At 69.5% G+C, this 19,225-nt stretch carries 19 protein-coding genes and 1 tRNA gene; 9 read left to right on the top strand and 11 right to left on the bottom strand.

The window, feature by feature from the left end; all coding sequences use genetic code 11:
- Positions 1-87: 87 nt before the first annotated feature.
- Both ACSQ2B_RS01250 and ACSQ2B_RS01245 read left to right on the top strand, forming a co-directional pair.
- On the top strand, positions 88-627 hold the full coding sequence (locus ACSQ2B_RS01250; RefSeq protein WP_436046642.1) for a sigma-70 family RNA polymerase sigma factor: 540 nt from the start codon (positions 88-90) through the stop codon (positions 625-627).
- A 66-nt stretch (positions 628-693) separates the two neighbouring features.
- Positions 694-1,440 (top strand): hypothetical protein, encoded by a 747-nt coding sequence (locus tag ACSQ2B_RS01245; RefSeq protein ID WP_436046640.1) that lies wholly within the window; start codon positions 694-696, stop codon positions 1,438-1,440.
- Positions 1,441-1,610: 170 nt separating this feature from the next.
- On the opposite strand, the gene mddA is transcribed toward ACSQ2B_RS01245, so the two are convergent.
- The 5 genes from mddA to ACSQ2B_RS01220 all read right to left on the bottom strand — a co-directional run bounded on the left by mddA (position 1,611) and on the right by ACSQ2B_RS01220 (position 6,739).
- The gene (gene mddA / locus ACSQ2B_RS01240) at positions 1,611-2,318 is read right to left on the bottom strand and encodes a methanethiol S-methyltransferase (RefSeq protein ID WP_436046639.1); all 708 of its coding nucleotides are present in this window, start codon (positions 2,316-2,318) and stop codon (positions 1,611-1,613) included.
- Positions 2,319-2,462: 144 nt separating this feature from the next.
- Positions 2,463-5,078 (bottom strand): ATP-binding protein, encoded by a 2,616-nt coding sequence (locus ACSQ2B_RS01235; protein WP_436046637.1) that lies wholly within the window; start codon positions 5,076-5,078, stop codon positions 2,463-2,465.
- Positions 5,079-5,290: 212 nt separating this feature from the next.
- Positions 5,291-5,380, bottom strand: a tRNA-Ser gene (locus tag ACSQ2B_RS01230).
- Between the two features lie 178 nt (positions 5,381-5,558).
- The gene (locus ACSQ2B_RS01225; protein ID WP_436046636.1) at positions 5,559-5,831 is read right to left on the bottom strand and encodes a sel1 repeat family protein; all 273 of its coding nucleotides are present in this window, start codon (positions 5,829-5,831) and stop codon (positions 5,559-5,561) included.
- 182 nt (positions 5,832-6,013) lie between these two features.
- Positions 6,014-6,739, bottom strand: coding sequence for a glutathione S-transferase N-terminal domain-containing protein (locus ACSQ2B_RS01220; protein ID WP_436046635.1), 726 nt, complete (start codon positions 6,737-6,739; stop codon positions 6,014-6,016).
- A gap of 196 nt (positions 6,740-6,935) precedes the next feature.
- Between ACSQ2B_RS01220 and ACSQ2B_RS01215 the strand changes: the two genes are divergently transcribed.
- Positions 6,936-7,418 carry an RcnB family protein gene (locus tag ACSQ2B_RS01215; RefSeq protein WP_436046634.1) on the top strand — a complete coding sequence of 161 codons (483 nt, stop codon included), beginning with the start codon at positions 6,936-6,938 and terminating at the stop codon, positions 7,416-7,418.
- A 139-nt stretch (positions 7,419-7,557) separates the two neighbouring features.
- Here the strand turns inward: ACSQ2B_RS01215 and gatB are convergent, their stop codons facing one another.
- On the bottom strand, positions 7,558-9,060 hold the full coding sequence (gene gatB, locus ACSQ2B_RS01210) for an Asp-tRNA(Asn)/Glu-tRNA(Gln) amidotransferase subunit GatB (RefSeq protein WP_436046633.1): 1,503 nt from the start codon (positions 9,058-9,060) through the stop codon (positions 7,558-7,560).
- Positions 9,061-9,190: 130 nt separating this feature from the next.
- Here gatB and ACSQ2B_RS01205 point away from each other — a divergent pair, with 130 nt between their 5' ends.
- Positions 9,191-9,487: a hypothetical protein gene (locus ACSQ2B_RS01205; protein ID WP_436046632.1), complete on the top strand. Its 297-nt coding sequence runs from the start codon at positions 9,191-9,193 to the stop codon at positions 9,485-9,487.
- 50 nt (positions 9,488-9,537) lie between these two features.
- On the opposite strand, the gene ACSQ2B_RS01200 is transcribed toward ACSQ2B_RS01205, so the two are convergent.
- The 5 genes from ACSQ2B_RS01200 to ACSQ2B_RS01180 all read right to left on the bottom strand — a co-directional run bounded on the left by ACSQ2B_RS01200 (position 9,538) and on the right by ACSQ2B_RS01180 (position 14,157).
- The gene (locus ACSQ2B_RS01200) at positions 9,538-10,692 is read right to left on the bottom strand and encodes a glycosyltransferase family 4 protein (protein WP_436046631.1); all 1,155 of its coding nucleotides are present in this window, start codon (positions 10,690-10,692) and stop codon (positions 9,538-9,540) included.
- Positions 10,692-11,255 (bottom strand): hypothetical protein, encoded by a 564-nt coding sequence (locus ACSQ2B_RS01195; RefSeq protein ID WP_436046630.1) that lies wholly within the window; start codon positions 11,253-11,255, stop codon positions 10,692-10,694. Before ACSQ2B_RS01195 ends, ACSQ2B_RS01200 begins: the two co-directional genes overlap by 1 nt.
- Positions 11,256-11,327: 72 nt before the next feature.
- Positions 11,328-12,800 carry an Asp-tRNA(Asn)/Glu-tRNA(Gln) amidotransferase subunit GatA gene (gene gatA / locus ACSQ2B_RS01190; protein WP_436046629.1) on the bottom strand — a complete coding sequence of 491 codons (1,473 nt, stop codon included), beginning with the start codon at positions 12,798-12,800 and terminating at the stop codon, positions 11,328-11,330.
- The gene (gatC, locus tag ACSQ2B_RS01185; protein WP_436046627.1) at positions 12,801-13,088 is read right to left on the bottom strand and encodes an Asp-tRNA(Asn)/Glu-tRNA(Gln) amidotransferase subunit GatC; all 288 of its coding nucleotides are present in this window, start codon (positions 13,086-13,088) and stop codon (positions 12,801-12,803) included.
- 145 nt (positions 13,089-13,233) lie between these two features.
- Entirely contained in the window at positions 13,234-14,157 is a 924-nt protein-coding gene (locus ACSQ2B_RS01180; RefSeq protein ID WP_436046626.1) for a sulfotransferase domain-containing protein, read from the bottom strand.
- Between the two features lie 145 nt (positions 14,158-14,302).
- On the opposite strand from ACSQ2B_RS01180, the gene ruvX reads away from it, so the two are divergent.
- From ruvX to dprA, 5 genes are all read left to right on the top strand, one after another.
- Positions 14,303-14,770 carry a Holliday junction resolvase RuvX gene (gene ruvX, locus ACSQ2B_RS01175; protein WP_436046624.1) on the top strand — a complete coding sequence of 156 codons (468 nt, stop codon included), beginning with the start codon at positions 14,303-14,305 and terminating at the stop codon, positions 14,768-14,770.
- A gap of 233 nt (positions 14,771-15,003) precedes the next feature.
- On the top strand, positions 15,004-15,981 hold the full coding sequence (locus ACSQ2B_RS01170; protein WP_436046623.1) for an aspartate carbamoyltransferase catalytic subunit: 978 nt from the start codon (positions 15,004-15,006) through the stop codon (positions 15,979-15,981).
- Positions 15,981-17,276, top strand: coding sequence for a dihydroorotase (pyrC, locus tag ACSQ2B_RS01165; protein ID WP_436046622.1), 1,296 nt, complete (start codon positions 15,981-15,983; stop codon positions 17,274-17,276). Before ACSQ2B_RS01170 ends, pyrC begins: the two co-directional genes overlap by 1 nt.
- 195 nt (positions 17,277-17,471) lie before the next feature.
- Positions 17,472-18,125 carry a glycerol-3-phosphate 1-O-acyltransferase PlsY gene (plsY, locus tag ACSQ2B_RS01160; RefSeq protein ID WP_436049542.1) on the top strand — a complete coding sequence of 218 codons (654 nt, stop codon included), beginning with the start codon at positions 17,472-17,474 and terminating at the stop codon, positions 18,123-18,125.
- On the top strand, positions 18,122-19,213 hold the full coding sequence (gene dprA, locus ACSQ2B_RS01155) for a DNA-processing protein DprA (RefSeq protein ID WP_436046620.1): 1,092 nt from the start codon (positions 18,122-18,124) through the stop codon (positions 19,211-19,213). Before plsY ends, dprA begins: the two co-directional genes overlap by 4 nt.
- The last annotated feature ends 12 nt before the right edge of the window (positions 19,214-19,225 follow it).

Raw genomic sequence — 19,225 nt, 5'->3', positions numbered from 1 at the left:
CGCCGGAACGGATACATAGGGCTCGCGTTGATCGGGCGCCGCAAGGCTGAGTGCATGAGCCCGCCGCGCGGGCAGATTGAGGGCGCCATGACCGCGACGTCCAGTTGGCGGGACGAAGTCGTCGCACTGATCCCAGCGCTGCGCGCCTTCGCCTGGTCCCTCTGCCACAACGGCTCCGACGCCGACGACCTGGTGCAGGACACCCTGATCAAGGCCTGGACCCACCGCGACAGGTTCGAGCCGGGCACCAACCTGCGCGCCTGGCTCTTCACCATCCTGCGGAACACCTACTACACCCACGTGCTGCGCCGCCGCCGCGAGGTCCGCGACGAACAGGGCGAATACGCCGGCGCCTTGAAGACCGCCCCGACCCAGGACTGGAGCGTCGCGGTGCACTCGCTGCAGGCGGCCCTGCAACAGTTGCCCGACGAACACCGCGAGGCGCTGATCCTGGTCGGCGCCGCAGGCCTCTCCTATGAGGAAGCCGCCGAGATCTGCGGCTGCGCGCTGGGCACCATCAAGAGCCGGGTGAACCGCGCCCGCGCCCGGCTCCTGAAGATCATGGACGCCGAGGACGCCAGCGACGTCCTGGCGCTGGAGACCATGCCGGCGGCCGGCCGCGCCTAGCACCGGAACGGCTCTGCGTCCCGGCCGTTGGTCAGCTTGGCAGCAGACCAGCTGAAGGAGGCGAAAATGCCCAGGTGGGATGATCCGCGCGGACCGCGTCACGACCCCGAGCGCGACCGCTGGCGGCGCGACCAGATCCGCGATCGCGGCCGGTCCGGCGGCGAGGAGCGCCGCGCGTTCGGCGACAGCGGCCGGCACGGTCCGGCGCGCTTCGACGCTCGCAACGACGACCCGGAGCCCGGCGGTTATGGCCGGCCTTATGAGGACGCCGGCGCGGCCGGCTATGCCCCCCGCCGCGGCGACCGCCCGTCCGCCGGCCTCTATGGCGACCAGGACTACAGCCAGGAAAGCGAAGGCGGTTTCGGCGGCGGCGCGAGCTCAGGTCCCGACTGGGGCATCGACCCGGACTCCGAGCGGCGGCGCAACTTCGACCTCGATGATCCAGGCGTCGGCCAGAGCCAGGCCGGATACGGCCAGCGTTCGCAGACTCACCCCGACCACGACTTCGATCCGGACTACCTGCGCTGGCGCGATGCGCAGCTGCGCAGCCACGACCGCGAATATCAGGAATGGCGCCGCGACCAGCACCGCCAGTACGACGAGGAATATCGCCGCTTCCGCAGCGAGCGTCAGCGCCACTTCGGCCAAGCCTTCCACGAGTGGCGCTCGCAGCGCAGCGCGGCGGACGTCGGCGCGGCTCCCGGCGTCGGCGCCTATGGCGACAAGGCCGCCGCCTCTGGCGGCGAGCACCCGCGCAATGACGAGGCGCCCCGCGACGGAGCCCGGACCAAGGACGAGCCCCCGCGGCATTAGGGACGACGGCGCGGCCGCGAATCTGAAATTCCGCGGCCGCCCTCGTCTGGCGACACCCTCAGGAACTCAGAGGCCGGGGGGCGACCTGCGCCGAGCGGCGGTGGACGCTTGTTCTCGGCGCGCCGGCCCGGGAACGACAGGCGCAGACCCGGCGCGCCGGGGCCACGGGACTAGCATGGGCGTGCGGCGGCGGTAGTCGAGGTAGGTTTCGCCGAAGGCGTCACCAGGTCGCGCTCTTCAAGCTGGATGGCGATCAGTATGTAGGTCGTGGTCATCGCCGCGAAGAGCAGGTGCGCCGTGGTCATCACGGGCGCGTACCAGAATATCGTCAGCCAGCCGATGTAGAGCGGATGGCGCACCAGCCGGTAAAGGCTTGGGGTGTGGAAACGGGGCGACAGGTAGGGCTGGCCGCGGAACTTGCGCCATGTCTGCTTGAGGCCAAACAGGTCGAAGTGATCGATCAGGAAGGTGGTGTAGAGCAGCAACGCCCAGCCGAAGAGATAGAGGCCGACCACCACCGTCCGCGCGGGGCCTTCCGACACGCGCCAGACCACGCCGCCGATCGGCTGCCAGAGCACGAACAGGGCGATCATCGCGAGCGAGCTTACCAGGACGTAGGTGCTGCGTTCGGCGGATTCGGGGACAATCCGCGTCCACCAGCGCTTGAAGGCGGGCCTGGCCATGCCGCTGTGCTGCAGGGCGAAGAGTGCGAGCAGGCCGAAATCGACGGCCAGGGCTTCGCCCAGCGGTCGGGTGGGCGGCCCGTCCAGCGACGTGGGCGTGACGAAACCGCCTATGAACCCGATCGCATAGACAAAAACCGCCAGGAACACGGCGTAGCACAGGACGCCGTAAATCAGTGTGAGCAGGCGTGACATCTCCAAACCTCCGCTTGGGCATTGTTACTTCTGGCGGCAGGAATGGCGCGCGACGCAGGTCGCCGCGTCGGGGGAACCCCCTAGATTTGCGGCCCGATCCCCTAGATTTCGGCCCTTAGATTTCGGTCCCTGGATTTGGGGCCATCAGCCCTGAAGGCTGTCCAGATGGCCGCGCTCACGGGCGATCTGGACAGCCCGCGCGCGGCTGGGGGCCTCGAAGGCGGCCAGGATCGCGCTCACGTGGTGTTCCACAGTCTTGGGCGAGGTGGCCAGGCGCTCGGCGATATCTCCGTTGGAGAGGCCGTCGGCCAGCAGGGCCAGTACCTGGTTTTGGCGCGGCGTGAGCCCGGCCGGGTCGTTGCGCCGCGCCGTGCGTGGCCCGGACGGCACCCCCCGGACGCCGGCCTGGCGCATGGCCTGGCGCAGCCTCCGGGCGGCCGGGGCCGCGCCCAGCCGGTCGAACAGGCCAAGCGCTTGGCGCTGGGCCGCCTCGTCTCCCGCGGAAAGGGCGACCGCCTGCTCGTAAGGCGCTCCCACGCGTGCCCAGGCCGCCGCGGCCTCGCGCCATCGACCGGCGACATGCTGTCGGTGCGCCTCGGAAAATCCCACCAGCACCTCGTCCGGAAGCTCTGGGGGGTCGCCCAGGACGGTCAGCCAGAGCGCGGCCTCGGCCGCCAGCCAGGGCTGGCTTTGCGCCTGCACCACCCGATCCAGCACATCGCGCAGTCGGGCGCGGGCGTCCAGCCGCGACAGGCCGAGCCAACACGCCTCGGCGTCGGCGATGGCGATGGGCGCGAGGCGCATGTTCTCCTGGCTGGCGATCGGCAGGGCGCGGGCTTCCTCCAGGGCGCCGCCGTCCCGCAGGCCGAGCCGGACGCGGGCCCGGCTGAAGGCGATCAAGGCGGGAAAGCGCGCCAGACCATGCGGATACGGTCCATGGAGGACATATTCCGCTTCGGCGATGGCCTCTTCGGCGCGTCCGAGGTCGAGCAGGGCGGCCGCCCGGGACCCACGCATGTAGGCCTCGAGCGGAGCGTTGTCCCGCTCAAGCGCGGCCTTGAGGCCGTCGCCGAAGGCCTCGAACAGACCCGTATAGCGCCGCGCCACAGTCATCACATAGGTCAGGTTCACGTACAGGCGTGGCAGAAAATCGGGCTCGTCCCGGGCTCGGGCCTCGGCGATCGCGGCGGTCGTCTGCGCCAGGCCGGCGTCGAGGTCGATCTGCGACCGCGTCATCGCCACGTTGGTCATGGCGTGGAGGTAGACGTCCCAACGGCCGAGGCGCTCGGCGCGCGCCATCGCCTCCCGACCGCGGGAAATCGCCAGATCGTTGCGGTCGGCCAGGCTGTCGAGTTGCGCCTGGCCGCTGAGCGCCAGCGCGTACTGCCAGGTGTCGTCACGGGCGCGCAGCACCTCCACCGCTTCGTGAATTCGCTGACCGGCCCGCACCGGCTGGCCCTCCAGCCAGCTCAGGCGAGCCGAAAGACGCAAGGCGTTGCCCAGTCCAAGGACGTCGCCCGCGCGGCGGTAAACGGAGATCGCCTCCTCGATGGCGCGGGTGGCGATGTCGAAGGCGCCGCACAGTTCGCCCGCTTCCGCCTGCCGCTCCAGCAGGTCCGCGCGTTCGCGGTTGGACAGCCAAGTCCCGTGCGCCAGCGCCTTGTCCAGGTGCGCCACGGCCTCGCGCAAGGCGCCCAGGTCGGAGGCTTCCTCGGCGGCGCGCGCCGAATAGGTCACCAGATCCTCCACGGCCCCGGCCTGCTCGGCGTGGTGAGCGATCTCCACGGCGCTGGCGTCGTTGCGGCCTTTCAGCAGCACCAGGGCCGCAGCGTGCAGCTCGCGCCGACGCAGCGGCGCCATGGCGTCGTGGATGGCGCGGCGGGCCAGCTCGTGGCGGAACGCCAGCGCCCCTCCGCGGGCGTTGAGCATGCCGCTGCGCAGGCATTCCTCCAGCCCCGCGTCGTCCTTGTCCTCGGCCAGGGTCCGCAGGCTCTCTTCGCGGATCTGCCGCGGGGAGATGGCCGCGCAGTCCAGCACGCGGCGGGCCCGTCGGCTCAGGCGCGCCGCCCGCGCCACAGTGGCGTCCTGCACGCTGCGCGGCACGCCTGGCTCCTCGGCGGCGAGGTATTCGGTCACGTGAAAGGGGTTGCCGCCGGTGGCTTCAAACACGTCGCGCGCCGCGCGGCCCCCGGAATGGGCGAGAGTCGACACCGCCTGCAACGACAGCGGACGCAATTCGACGCGCTCGCGGGCGTCGCGCGGCATGTCGGCCCACAGCGACGCCAGGCGGTCCTGCGAGGCGGGCTCATCGTTGCGGAAGGTCACCGCCACTAGGATCGGCGCGTCACGGATACGCCGGCCCAGGTAGCGCATCGCGTCCAGGGTGGGGTCGTCGGCCCAGTGGAGGTCCTCGATCACCAGCAGCGCCGGCCCGCGGCCGTTGGTGAGCAGGCGCAACAGGGACTCGAAGCTCGCGAGCTGCCCGCTCGCCGCCAGCGCAAAGCGGCCCTGGCTCTCCCGGGCGATGTCGCGCAAGGGCCCCAGAGGCTCAGGCGTCGACAGGTGCTCGCAGCCGCCCACATGGACGCGCGCGTCGCTGCGATGGACGTCGGCGAAACTCAGGACAAGGGAGGTCTTGCCGATCCCCGCCTCGCCCTCGATCGTGACCACCCGCCCCTTCCCGCGCCGCGCCGCCTCCAGCGCCGCCTCGAGCCTTGCGCGCGGCTCCTCGCGCTCCAGGAGGGCAGGTCCGTCGGACATGGGCGGAGTTTAGCGAGGCTCCGCCGCACGGCAAAGGCGGCCTGATGGACGTGGTCGATGCGATGGGACGCCGCGCCCAATGCAGACCCAGCTCTCGTGGCGGCGCCTGCGTAAGAGCAGGTCCCCTGTTCATCGAGGCGCTCGGCTCGAGCACCGCCAATCGCGCGAGGTCGGCGCCCCGAGGAAAAGTCTCAATGATTACAAGGAAAAAATGGCGGTGACGGAGGGATTCGAACCCTCGATACCCTTTCGAGTATGACGATTTAGCAAACCGTTGCCTTCAGCCACTCGGCCACGTCACCAGCACGTTTTTTGTCCGGGGTGGCTCCCCGACCACCCGCCGCCCGGCTCGGGCCGCGAGGGACGCTCCTCATAGCCGAACCGCGCGCCCGCGGGCAACGGTCCGTTCGGGAAAATCCGTCAGAAGATTCTCTGGGGGACCGGCGTTGGCGGTTCGAGCCGGCTGGCGGCCCTGGGGCCTCAGCCGTGGGACAGCCACTCGCGGGCCTGGCGTTGGGCCTCGGCCACATCGCCGGAGGCCATCTCGTCGGCCAGTTCCTTGCGATAGACCTTGGCCTCGATCGAGCCGCGCATCGCGGCCAGGTTGAACAGCATGTGGGCCGAGACGTAGTCGAGCGGCGCGCCGCCCTGCCCGGTCGAATAGAGCAGACCGAGGCGGAAAAGTTCGTCACCCGAGGCGTCCGACGTGGGAAGCGGCAGGCCTTCATTGGCGACTTCCAAGCGGGGCAACATCGTCCTGTATCCCTGTCATCGGCGGGAAGCGCTCCGTTCTGGAGCCCTCAAACCCGTCTTCACGACTGCAGCAAAGCCGATCTTGCCTGAACACATGGTTAAGGCGCAGATGTCCGGGGTTCAGGATGAATCCCCGCTCAAGCATTCGGCGGGATTACGGAGCCAATGTTCTGTAGGCGGATTCAGCGTCCCCGCTGGCCGAACAGGACGCGCCTCTGCTCATCGGCTTCCGGCCCTGCTGTCGCCAGATTTATGCTGCGGACCCTCTCGGCGTGGGCCAGGGCGCGCTGGACGGCCGGGCGCGCTTCAATCCGCTCGTACCAGGCCTTCAGGTGCGGGAAATCCTCGAGGTGGATGCCCTGGGCGCGCCAGGGAGTGACCCAGGGCCAGGCGGCCATGTCGGCGATCGAATAGGCGCCTGCGACAAATTCGCGTCCCGCCAGCCGCCGGTCGAGCACGCCATAGAGCCGATGCACCTCATGGGTGTAGCGGTTGGCGCCGTAGGCCAGCTGACGCTGGTCCCGCGCCAGGGACGGGGCGTAGCCGCGGAAGTGGTGCGCCTGGCCGGCCATCGGCCCCAGACCCGCCATCTGCCAGAACAGCCATTGCTCGACCTCCACCCGGCCGCGCTCGCCCTCGCCGTAGAACTTGCCGCTCTTGCGGCCGAGGTACTGCAAGATGGCGCCGGATTCGAAGACGGAGATCGGCTGGCCGTCCGGCCCCTCGGGGTCGACGATCGCCGGCATGCGGTTGTTGGGGCTGATGGCCAGGAAGGCCGGCTCGAACTGCTCGCCCTTGCCGATGTTCACCGGCCGGATTTCGTAGGCCAGGCCCATCTCCTCGAGCGCGATGGTGATCTTGTGGCCGTTCGGCGTCGGCCAATAGTGCAGCTCGATCGGCTGGGCCATGGTCTATCTCTCTACAGCTGGCGTCGGGGCTTTAGATGGCGAGAGCCGTCGGCGGGACAAGCTTGCGGCCGCGCCTATTTCGCGCACGCCTTGCGCAGCTTCTGCGTTCAGCGTCAGTTCACGCCAGACGGATGATGGTGTGCGTCATCGAGGACGTGTTTTCTGGGATAAGCCAGGTCTGGGTAAATCAGGGCCAATGAAGCTGCTGTTCCGCATCGCCGCCATTGCCGTCTTCGCGAGCACCCTGCTCGCGGGCGGCGACGCCCTGGCCGATGGGAAGGGCCGCCGCCACGATCGGGACCAGAACGACCGTCGCGAGCGAAGCGAGTGGCGGCCGGACCCGCGCGAGGGGCGCAGCGACCGCAACCCGCGCGAGGGACGCGGCGACCGCGACCCGCGCGAGGCGCGCGGTGACCGCGGCCCGCGCGGCCGCTGGCAGGACGGCCCGCCGGAACCCTACGTCGTGCCCGGGCCGGGTTTCGCCCGACACCCGCCGGCGGGCTACGGCCTGCGCCGCGGCGGCCAGGTTCCGCCGGAATACCGCGGCGCCGTGGTTCCCGACTACGGCCGCCTCAGGCTTCGCCCCCCGCCGCCGGGCTTCGCCTGGGTGCGCATGGGCGGCCGCTACATGCTGGTGTCGCGCGCCACCGGCCAGATCTTCGACGTGATCGGGGACTGAAAAAACCCGCTCATCCTCGCGGAAGCGGGGACCCAGGTTTTTTAGTTCCGGCCGCAGGGTCGCCGGCGAGTCAGCCAACAAAAACGCCTGGATCCCCGCTTTCGCGGGGACGAGCGGCAAGTGGGAAGGCGAGCGCCCCCTATCCCACGCCCAGCTTGCTGCGCAGCAGCTGGTTGATCACGCCGGGGTTCGCCTTGCCCTGGGTCGCCTTCATCACCTGGCCGACGAACCAGCCCAGCGCCTGGGGCTTGTCCTTCACCGCCTCGGCCTGGCCGGGGTTGGCGGCGATCAGGCCGTCGATGATCTTCTCCAGCTCGCCGGTGTCGGAGACCTGGCGCAGCCCCTGCTTCTCGACGATCTCGCCCGGCGCGCCGTCGCCCGCCCACATGCGTTCGAAGACGTCCTTGGCGATCTTCGAGGAGATCACCCCTTCCTCGATCAGCTGCACCAGCTCGGCGATGGCGCCGGGGCCGATCGGCGACTCGGTGATGTCGAGCCCGGCCGCCGTCAGCCGGGCGGCCAGGTCGTTGGTCACCCAGTTGGCGGTCAGCTTGGCGTCGCGGCCCTTGACCGCGGCCTCGTAGAAGTCGGCGCGCGCCTGTTCGGTGATCAGCACGCCGGCGTCATAGGCCGACAGGCCATACTGCGACTGCAGGCGCGCCTTCTTGGCGTCGGGCAGTTCCGGCAGGCTGGCCTCGATCTCCTTGATCCAGGCCGGATCGAGCACCAGCGGCAAGAGGTCGGGATCGGGGAAGTAGCGGTAGTCGTGCGCCTCTTCCTTCGAGCGCATCGACCGCGTCTCGTTCTTGGTCGGATCGAACAGCCGGGTTTCCTGGTTGATCGAGCCCCCGTCTTCGAGAATCTCAATCTGCCGGCGCGCCTCGTACTCGATCGCCTGCTGGATGTAGCGGTAGGAGTTGACGTTCTTGATCTCGCAGCGCGTGCCCAGGTGGCTGAAGCTGCCGGTCTCGCGGAACTTCTCGTAGTCGCCAGGACGGCAGACCGAGACGTTCACGTCGGCGCGCAGGTTGCCCTTCTCCATGTCCCCGTCGCAGGTGCCCAGGTAGATGAGGATGGTGCGCAGCTTCTTCACATAGGCCGCCGCCTCTTCCGAGGAGCGCATGTCCGGCTTGGAGACGATCTCCATCAGCGCCGTGCCGGCCCGGTTGAGGTCGACATAGGTCGAGTTCGGATCCTGGTCGTGCAGGCTCTTGCCGGCGTCCTGCTCCAGGTGCAGCCGCTCGATCCGCACGGTGAAGGTCGAGCCGTCGTCGCGTTCGACCAGCACCTCGCCCTCGCCGACGATCGGGTCCTTGAACTGGCTGATCTGGTAGCCCTGCGGCAGGTCCGGATAGAAGTAGTTCTTCCGGTCGAAGCGCGACCAGGGGTGGATCTCGGCCTTCAGGCCCAGGCCGGTCTTCACCGCCTGCTCGACGCAGTGCTTGTTGATCACCGGCAACATGCCCGGCATGGCCGCGTCGACCAGGCTGACCTGCTCGTTGGGCCCGGCGCCGAAGCCCACGGCGGCCCCGGAGAACAGCTTGGCGTTGGAGGCCACCTGGGCGTGGATTTCCAGCCCCAGGACGATTTCCCAGTCCCCGGTCCGGCCCTTGATCAGTTTGCTGCGGTTCACGTCGTTCATGACCGTCTCACTACCCAAAGCCGCGGCCTCGCGAAAGCCGGCGCATCGGTTCAGCCTGCGTTGACCCGGCAAATTGCTGTTCTGCGGAATGGCCGAGCTTCATCGGCGATTGAAGGGAACAGACTCCAAGATGCGATCCGTCCTCGTCGCCGCGGCGCTGGCCGCCGCCGCCCTCCCCGCGGCCGCAGAACCCGCCGCCGCCCAGACCGCCGCCACGGCCGCGCTCTCGGTCCAGACCACGCCGATCGCGGTCATCCTGAAGAACGCCGCAGCCAAGGCCGTATTCGAGAAAGAGATTCCCGGGCTTCGCCTGTTCTACGGCCGCATCGGCGCCATGACCGTGGCCGAGCTCGCCAGCCGCAGCAAAGGCCGAATTGACGAGACGAAGATGCAGGCGATCCAGGCGGGCTTCGACAAGATCCGCTAGCGCCGCGTGACGACGGCTCGGCCGCGTCGAACAGGCTCAAGTCGCGGGGCTCAGCAATCTGCCGGAGTAGCGGTCCCGTGCACGGCATATCGTCGCTCAAGAGCCGAAACATAACCCGAAGCGCTGAAATGCCGTTCGATCCGCGCGCGGCCGGCTTCGCCCATGCGGCGCGCAAGAGGCGGGTCCTCCAGGAGGACCTCGATGCGGTTCGCCAGGTGGTCAGCGTCGCCGGGCTCCACGAGGAAGCCCGTCTCGCCGTCCACCACCGTCTCGACGATGCCGCCGCAGCGGGACGCGACCACCGGCCGCCCGGCACTCATCGCCTCCGGCGGAACAAGGCCATAGGGCTCACCCTGGATGGTCGGGTAGAGCGCCACATCGGCGATGTCGTATAGCGCCGGCATCTCATCGTATCGGGCGCTGACGAACTGGACCGCCGCGGTCAGTCCAAGCGCTTCGATCTGGCCCAGCACCTGGCGACGATAGGCTGGCAAGGCGCCGTCCCAATCGGCGATTCGTTGGGTGTCGGTCAGCACCAGACGCACGTCATGGCCACGATCGCGCAGCCGCCGCAGCGCTTCCACCGAGATGTGCACGCCCTTCCAGGGCAGCAGGCGCGCCGGATGAAGCAGCACGGCTGGGCCCGTCCCGGAGAAGGGCGCGCGCACTGGGCGGAAGCGCTCCGTGTCGATCCCGGGATGCAGCAGGTCCGGCCGAAAGCCGATCAGCTCGGCGCATTGTTGCTGGATATAGCCGGAGATCGCATAGGTCCCCTCCCATCCCCGATAGAGCGGACGGTCGGTCAGGATGTCCGGCCAGGTCTCGTGGAAGGTATGGTGCGCGGAGATCCCGAGTTGATGGCGCAGCGCCTCGACGGCGATCGCCGGCGCGGGGGAAAAGTGGTGAAGGTTGTGGCCGTGGATGACGTCGGCGCCGGTCCGCGCCACCAGATCCGCAATGAGCACGGCCAGCGCGGGGGCGTCGGCTTCGGGCGTGGCGGCGTTGACGCGGGCCCGCTTGAGCGTCATCAGCGGCGAGCTGACGACCTCATAGGCCGGATGCCTCACCGGATCCGGCTCGCCCGTGAGGATGACCACCCGCCGGCCCGACGCGCTCTGCAGCCGACCAAGGTCCGCAAGATGCGACTCAACGCCGCCTGTCGTCGGTGGAAACGCCCAATGGACGTGAACGACGGCGGGCGGCATCAACCGGCCTCGGGCGGCGGCGAAGGCCGCGGCCCGAGGGCGAACGGCAGCCAATAGGCGATCACGATAGCCAGCAGAGCCAAATCCAGGCCGACCAGGCTCCAGAAGGCCCAGTCCCATTGCGGCGCATCGAAGGCCAGGACAAGGGCGGCGGCCGGCAGGAAGATGAATACCAGAAAGGGCGGCAGGCCGAAGGATCGCAGGATGACCATCCGCTTGCGCTCGTAGCCGCGAATGAACTGTTCATAGTCCGGCAGGTCCGCCAACTTCGCGGCCTGCTTCCAGGCCGGAACGATGCGGTCTTTGATGAAGTCGCCGAGATTGAAGATGTTGGCGGCGTGGTCGAACCAGACGAGGCCCAGCACGGCCGCCACGATCGGAATGACCAGCAGCAGCCGGGCGTCGCCATACTGGGAAAATCGCAGGCCGGCCAATGCGCCGAACGCCGTCACAGCAAGCTGCAGGGCGTTGGACTGAGCTTGCGAGCGGGCTGCGATCTCAGCCCTCAGCGCCTCGAACTGGGCGGCCATGGCCGCTGTCGCCATCTCGTTCACATCCGCCATCTCAGCTCTCGTGCGCTGACGATGGCGCGACCCTAGTCACTCCCGCTCAGGTTGTCTCCCGTCGAGTTCGGCTCACCACCACTTCTGCGGTTGGCTGCAGAAGTCCGCCGCCTTCTCGATGGCGCCGCCCAGCGAGAACAGCGTGCCTTCGTCGAGCGGACGACCGATCAGCTGCAGGCCGAGCGGAAGACCCGCGGCGTCGAGGCCGGCCGGCAGGCTCATCCCCGGCAGGCCCGCCAGGTTCACCGTCACGGTGAAGATGTCGTTCAGGTACATCGCCACCGGGTCGTCGGCGTTCTCGCCCAGCTGGAAGGCGGCCGAGGGCGCGGTCGGCGTCAGCAGGGCGTCGACCTTCTCGAACGCCTGGTCGAAGTCGTCGGCGATCCGCCGGCGGACCTTCAGGGCCTTGATGTAGTAGGCGTCGTAATAGCCGGCCGAGAGCACATAGGTGCCCATCAGGATGCGGCGCTTGACCTCGGTCCCGAAGCCTTCCGCGCGGGTCTTCTCGTAGGTCTCGGTCAGGTTCGCGCCGTCGACGCGCAGGCCGAAACGCATGCCGTCATAGCGGGCGAGGTTCGACGAGGCCTCGGCGGGGGCGATGATGTAGTAGGCCGGCAAGGCGTACTTGGTGTGCGGCAGGCTGACTTCGACGATCTCGCAGCCGGCCTCCTTCAGCCAGTCGACGCCCTTTTGCCAAAGCGCCTCGATCTCGGCGGGCATGCCGTCGACCCGGTACTCCTTCGGGATGCCGATGCGCAGGCCCTTCACCGACTTGCCGACGAAGGAGGCGAAGTCCGGGGTCTCGATCGGCAGGCTGGTGGAGTCCTTCGGGTCGTGGCCGGCCATCGACCTCAGCAGGATCGCCGCGTCCTCGACGGTGCGCGCCATCGGACCGGCCTGGTCCAGCGAGGAGGCGAAGGCGACGACGCCCCAGCGCGAACAGCGGCCGTAGGTCGGCTTGATGCCGACCGTGCCGGTGAAGGCGGCCGGCTGGCGGATCGAGCCGCCGGTGTCGGTGGCCGTGGCCCCCAGGCAGAGGCCGGCGGCGACCGCTGCGGCCGAGCCGCCCGAGGAGCCGCCCGGCGTCAGGTCGACGTTGGAGCCCTGGCGGCGCCACGGGTTGATCACCGGACCGTAGGCCGAGGTCTCGTTGGACGAGCCCATGGCGAACTCGTCCATGTTGAGCTTGCCCAGCATCACCGCCCCGTCGCGCCAGAGATTGGCGGTGACGGTCGATTCGTAGGTCGGCTTGAAGCCCTTCAGGATCTTCGAGGCGGCGGTCGAGGAGACGCCTTCGGTGCAGAACAGGTCCTTGATTCCCAGCGGCGCGCCGTCCAGCGGCCCGGCCTCGCCGCGGGCGCGGCGATCGTCGGAGGCCTTGGCCATCGCCAGCGCCTTCTCCGGCGTCTCGACGACGAAGGCGTTCAGCGCGCGCGCCGCCTCGACGGCGGCGACGTGGGCCTTGGTCAGCTCAGTGGAAGAAAAGGACTTCGAGGCCAGCCCGTCGAGGGCCGCCTTCAGCGTCAGCGAGGTGAGCTCGGACATCTATTCGACCACCTTCGGCACGACGAAGAAGTTGTTCACGGTCTTCGGCGCGTTGGAGAGCACCTTGGACGGATCGCCGCCCTCGGTGACCACGTCCTCCCGCATCGGCAGGGGCGTATGCACGGCCGAGGTCATCGGCTCGATCCCGTCGGTGTCGACCTCGGACAATTGCTCGATCCAGCTGAGGATGCCGGACAGCTCCCTGGCCAGAGGCTCCAGGCGCTCTTCCGGCTCAGCGATCCGCGCGAGCCTGGCGACCTTGCGGACAGTCGCCGCGTCGATGGACATGCCATCCCTCCTTAGCTTTCGCCGGTGGGTTAGCCGCGGGGAGCCCCGGATGGCAAGCAGTCCCTGGAGAATGTCGTCGAAGCGGGACCACCACCCCGCCCTTCTCCCCTCGTGGAAGAAGGGACCCTGGCCCAGACGCCTTCCTCTAAGACGCCAGCGCCGCCTCCACCCGCGCCCCGGTCGCCAGCCACTGGGCGCAGTCGGGGCCCAGCTCGGCCAGGGCGCGACGTTCGTAGGCGGCGATGTCCTCCGGACCCAGCACGTCGCGCCAGCGGCCGTTGGTTCCCTTGTTGATGAAGCTCCTGGCCCCGCCGTCGAAGATCGCCCCGCCCAGCGGCGAGACCTGCTCGGCGTGCGCCTTCATCCAGTCGAAGCTGCAGTGCTCGAGGATGACCGGCCAGCGGTCCTCGGCGATGTCGCAGTCGAGGAAGACGGCGATCGAACGCATCTCGCCTTCCAGGTCGCGCTTCAGATCGTTGAAATGGACGAGCTTGACGTTGGGCAGATGCCGCACGCCCCACCAGCTGGCGATGTTCTCCCAGAAGGCCCAGAACGGCGCGCCGTCCTGCTCGAGCCAGGTCTGGAAGTAGCGGCGGATGTCCGGATCCGGCCGCTCGATCGGCGGCCCCACGCGGCCGGGCGTGTCGTTGAGCGCGTCGTACCAGAGCTGGTTGGCGCTGGCGTGGTGGTTGTAGAGGCTCCAGACCACGTCGCGGCCGTCGCGCCCGATGTAGATGTACCTCGCCCTGGGCGAGAAATTCAGGGCGTCCAGCGGCAGGTGGGTCTTGAGGATCCGCCGGTGCTGCTGGGCCGCCACCAGCTCGAGCAGGTTCGGCGGCATGATCCGCAGGTCCAGCCAGGGCGAAATCTCGGCGATCTTGACCTCCGGATCGCCGCCGAAGATCAGCTGGCCGACGATATGCTGGGTCCAGGTCGTGCCCGACTTGGCGTAGGTGGCCACGATCACGTCGTCGTCGCGAAAGGCGAATCCGTCCCAGACCGTGGAGTTCATGTGGTGGTTGTGGATGTCGCGGGTCTTCTTCGGCCACACTGCGCTCGCGTCCGGCATCTTGAGCCTCCCCAAATAAGCTGCGCTGCTCATATCCGCGGTCCGCGACGTCGCCAATAACCAAGTTCGCCGAACTCGTCCCCAACCCAGGATAGGCCTGCGCGATGGAAAGCCCCGGCGGGCGCGGGCGTGCTAAGAGGCGCCCATGGCCGTCCTCGATCTCACAGACCTCCCCGCCACCCTGCCCGCCTATACGCCGGTGGTCGGCCTCGATCTCGGAGAGCGGACCATCGGCGTCGCGGTCTCCGACGCCACCCGCACGGTGGCCAGCCCGATGGCGACCATCCGCAAGACCAAGTTCACCGACGACGCCAAGCGGCTGTTCGCGCTCATGGAGAGCCGCGGGGCGGCTGGCGTGGTGATTGGACTGCCGGTCAACATGGACGGGACCGAGGGCGTCCGCTGCCAGTCCAACCGCGCCTTCGCCCGCAACCTGCTGCGGCTGCGCGACCTCCCCATCGCCTTCTGGGACGAGCGGATGTCGACCATGGCGGTCAACCGGATGCTGATCCAGGAAATGGACATCAACCGCGCCCGCCGCGCCGAGGTCGTCGACAAGGCCGCCGCCGCCTGGATCCTGCAGGGCGCGCTGGAGCGGCTGCGGGGGATCTAGGGCCGCTTCCTCCCGCACGGCGGACGTCGCCACCCTAAATTTCCGTCATGTCCGGGCTTGTCCCGGCCACCCATGCGCGCGGGCGCGGCCGACTGCACCCAAGCGGCAGCCGCCGTGTTCTTGGGTGGCCGGGACAAGCCCGGCCATGACGGATGGGAACGGGAGCGCGCGCGGCGCGAGAACGCACGATCAACCTTCCCTCTCCGGCCGAACACGCCTATGAGGCCGCTTTGATGAGCACCCCGGCGCCCGGTCTGAACGAGGTCCTTGGCCGGACCTTCCCCTTCCCCAAGCGTCACTTCATTTCCGTGCTGGATCTGAACGAGGTCGAAGTCGCGAACCTGCTCGACCTCGCCGACGGCTTCGTCGCCCTGAACCGCCAGACCTCGAAGAAACTCGACCTGCTCAAGGGTCGGACGCTGATGAACCTCTTCTTCGAGAACTCCACCCGCACCCAGAGCTCCTTCGAGCTGGCGGGCAAGCGGCTGGGGGCGGACGTCGTCAACATGAGCCCCCGCTCCTCCTCGATCTCCAAGGGCGAGACCCTGATCGATACGGCGGTGACGCTGAACGCCATGCAGCCGGACCTGCTGGTGGTTCGCCACGCCTCGTCGGGCGCGGCGGCCCTGCTCTCGCAGAAGGTCACCTGCTCGGTGATCAACGCCGGCGACGGCCAGCATGAGCATCCGACCCAGGCCCTGCTCGACGCGCTGTCCATGCGCCGCGCCTTCGGCCGCATCGCCGGCCTGAAGGTGGCGATCTGCGGCGACGTGCTGCACAGCCGCGTCGCGCGATCCAACGTCGGCATGCTTCAAATGCTGGGCGCCCACGTGCGCCTCGTGGGCCCGCCGACCCTGATGCCGGCCCAGGCCGAACGCTGGGGCGTCGAAGTGTTCCACGACATGAGGAAGGGCGTCGCCGGCTGCGACGTCGTCATGATGCTGCGCCTGCAGCTCGAGCGCATGGACGGGGTGATGGCCCCCTCCCAGCGCGAATATTTCCGCTTCTACGGTCTCGACCGCGAGAAGCTGGCCTTCGCCGCCGACCACGTCCGCGTCATGCACCCGGGCCCGATGAACCGCGGCGTCGAGATCGACTCCGAGATCGCCGACGACCTCGCCGTCAGCCTGATCCAGGACCAGGTCGAGATGGGGGTGGCCGCGCGCATGGCGGTGCTGGCCTCTCTGGCGGCGCGGCTGGACAACCACTGATGACCGTTCGTCCCACCGCCTTCGTCAACGCCCGCCTGCTCGATCCGGCCAGCGGCTATGACGGCCCCGGCGCCGTCATCGTCGTCGAAGGCGTGATCGCCGACGTGGTGCGGGGCGCCGATCCCGGCGCGCTCTCGCCCGAGCTCGAGATCGTCGACGTCGGCGGCAAGGCCTTGCTGCCCGGCCTGGTCGACATCCGCGTCAAGACCGGCGAGCCCGGCGCCGAGCCGAAGGAGACGCTGAAGTCCGCCGGCCTCGCCGCCGCGGCGGGCGGCGTCACCTCGATCGTCGTCCAGCCGGACACCCATCCCGTCGCCGACGACCCGGCGGTGGTCGATTTCATCCTGCGGCGCGCCCGCGACATCGAGCTGGTCCACGTCTATCCCGCCGGCGCGGCGACCAAGGGCTGCGCGGGCGAACGGATGGCCGAGATCGGCCTGATGCACGACGCCGGCTGCGTCTACATCACCGACGCCGACCGGCCGATCACCAACTCCAAGGTGCTGCAACGGGTCCTGGCCTACGCCAAGGCCTTCGGCGTCCTGGTCGCCCACCGCCCGGCCGACCCCTGGCTCTCGGCCGGCGCGGCCGCCACCTCCGGCGAATTCGCCGGCCGGATGGGCCTGCCCGGCGTGCCGGCCATCGCCGAGAAAATCATGCTGGAGCGGGATCTGGCGCTCGCCGAGCTGACCGGCGCGCGTCTGCTCGTCGACCAGATCACCACCGCCGCGGCCCTGGAGAGCCTCAAGCGCGCCCAGGACCGGGGCTTGGCGGTGGTCGCCACCACCTCGATCAACCACCTGTCGTTCAACGAAGTCGACATCGGCGATTACCGCACCTTCTGCAAGGTCGACCCGCCGCTGCGCTCCGAGGACGACCGTCAGGCGGTCATCGAGGCTGTGGCCTCGGGCCAGATCGCCATCGTCGTCTCAGCCCACGCCCCGGCGCCAGCGGAGGACAAGCGCCTGCCCTACGACGAGGCGACGCCCGGCGCGATCGGCCTGCAGACCCTGCTGCCTGCGCTGCTCGCCTTCCACCATGAAGGCCGCATCCCGCTCTTGGACCTGATCCGCACCGTCACCTGCGCGCCGGCCGACCTGCTGGGCCTGCCGGCCGGACGGCTGGTCAAGGCCGCGCCCGCCGACCTGGTGCTCTGCGACCTCAATGCGCCGCTGGTGATCGACGCCGACAAGCTGCTGTCCAAGTCCAAGAACTCGCCCTTCGACGGCCGAAGGCTGCAAGGCAAGGTGCTGCGGACGCTGGTCGACGGCCGGACGGTCTACCGGGCGGAATAGCCGCTCCCTTTTCTCCGCTCGTCCCCGCGAAAGCGGGGATCCAGGCTTTTTTGTTGTCCCGTGTGGCGTGAGATCGCAAGCGCGAGCGCCGTTACGAAAAACACCTGGGTCCCCGCTTTCGCGGGGATGACCGGGAGAGAGATGGGCGCGGGCCAGGTGACGGCGCCGCTTCCAGGCGCTACAGAAACCAGAACACTGAGGGAACACGGGATGCTGACACCGCTGCAGATCGGGCTCGCCATCGCCGGGGGCTACCTGCTGGGCTCGATCCCCTTCGGGGTGATCGTGATGCGGGCGGCCGGCGCGGGCGATCCGCGGGCGATCGGCTCGGGCAATATCGGCGCGACCAATGTTCTGCGCAGCGGCCGCAAGGGGCTCGCCGCGATCACCCTCTTGGGTGACGGCGGCAAGGGCGCCCTGGCGGTGCTGATCGCCTGGCTGATGACCCGGCAGGCCGATCTGCAGACCCAGGCGCTCGCCACCTCGCTGGCCGGCGGCGCGGCCTTCCTGGGCCACCTCTTCCCGGTCTGGCTGGGCTTCAAGGGCGGCAAGGGAGTGGCGACCTTCTTCGGCACCCTGCTGGCCGCCGCCTGGCCGGTGGGGCTGGCGGCCGCCGCCACCTGGCTCGCCGCGGCCTTCCTGCTGCGGATCTCCTCGCTGGGCGCCCTCACCGCCGCCCTGTTCGCGCCGCTCTACGCCCTCCTCCTCGGCCGGCCCGTGATCGCCGCCCTGGCGGCCTTCATGGGCGTGCTGATCTACATCCGCCACGCCGCCAACATCCGCCGCCTGCTGAAGGGCGAGGAGCCGCGGATCGGGGCGAAGAAGGCGCAGGAGCGCGCCGAGGCGTGATCCGCAAGCTCTCCGCCCGCCAGCGACGCGACTGGCTGACCCTGGCGCGGACCGAGAACGTCGGCCCGGTCGCCTTCGACCAGCTGGTCGACCGCTTCGGCTCTGCGGCCGAGGCGCTGGAGGCGATCCCCGACCTCGCCCGCCGCGGCGGGCGCAGCGGCGGCCTGAAAATTCCCAACGCCGCCGAGATCGACAAGGAGCTGGCGGACGGCGAGGCGATCGGCGCGCGGCTGATCGCCTCCTGCGAACCCGACTTCCCCCAGGCGCTAGCTGCGCTCGATCCGCCGCCGCCGCTGATCTGGGCGCGCGGCCGGCCCGAGTTGCTCGACCGTCCCGGCGTTGCCGTGGTCGGCGCGCGCGTCGCCTCCGCCGCCGGCCAGCGGTTCGCCCGCGGCCTCGCCGCCGACCTCGGCCAGGCGGGGCTGGTGGTGGTCTCCGGCATGGCCCGCGGCGTGGACGGCGCGGCGCACGAGGGCGCCCTGCCCACCGGCACGGTGGCGGTGCTGGGCGGCGGGGTGGACGACATCTATCCGCCGGACCACGCCGGCCTCTACGCCCGCCTGGTCGAGAGCGGCTGCGTCGTCTCCGAAAGCCCGCCGGGCAAGGGCGCCACGGCCCGCGACTTCCCGCGCCGCAACCGGATCATCTCCGGCCTGTCCCGCGCCGTGGTGGTGGTCGAGGCCGAGTTGCGCTCCGGCTCGCTGATCACCGCCCGCCTGGCCGCCGAGCAGGGCCGCGAGGTGCTGGCCGTGCCGGGCTCGCCGCTCGACCCGCGCGCCAAGGGAACCAACGACCTGTTGCGCCAGGGCGCGGCGATCTGCGAGGGAGTCGAGGACGTACTGCGCGCGATCGAGACCCTGCGCGGCTTCCGGGAGCGTGAGCGGCCCAGCTACTCCGGTCCGCCGGTCGAGCCGGTTCCCGGCCTGCTGCGGCGCGTGGCCGACCTGCTGTCCCCGACCCCGGTCTCGCGCGACGAAATCGTGCGGGCCGCCGGGGCTCCGGCGCCCGCCGTCTTCGCCGTTCTGGTGGAGCTTTCCCTGGCCGGGCGCGCCGAACTGCTGCCCGGCGGCATGGTGTGCAGCGGATGAGCCCCTAAAGGG

Source organism: Phenylobacterium sp. LjRoot225, assembly GCF_964252855.1.
Lineage (GTDB): Bacteria > Pseudomonadota > Alphaproteobacteria > Caulobacterales > Caulobacteraceae > Phenylobacterium.
This window is presented reverse-complemented; position numbering and strand designations above follow the sequence as displayed.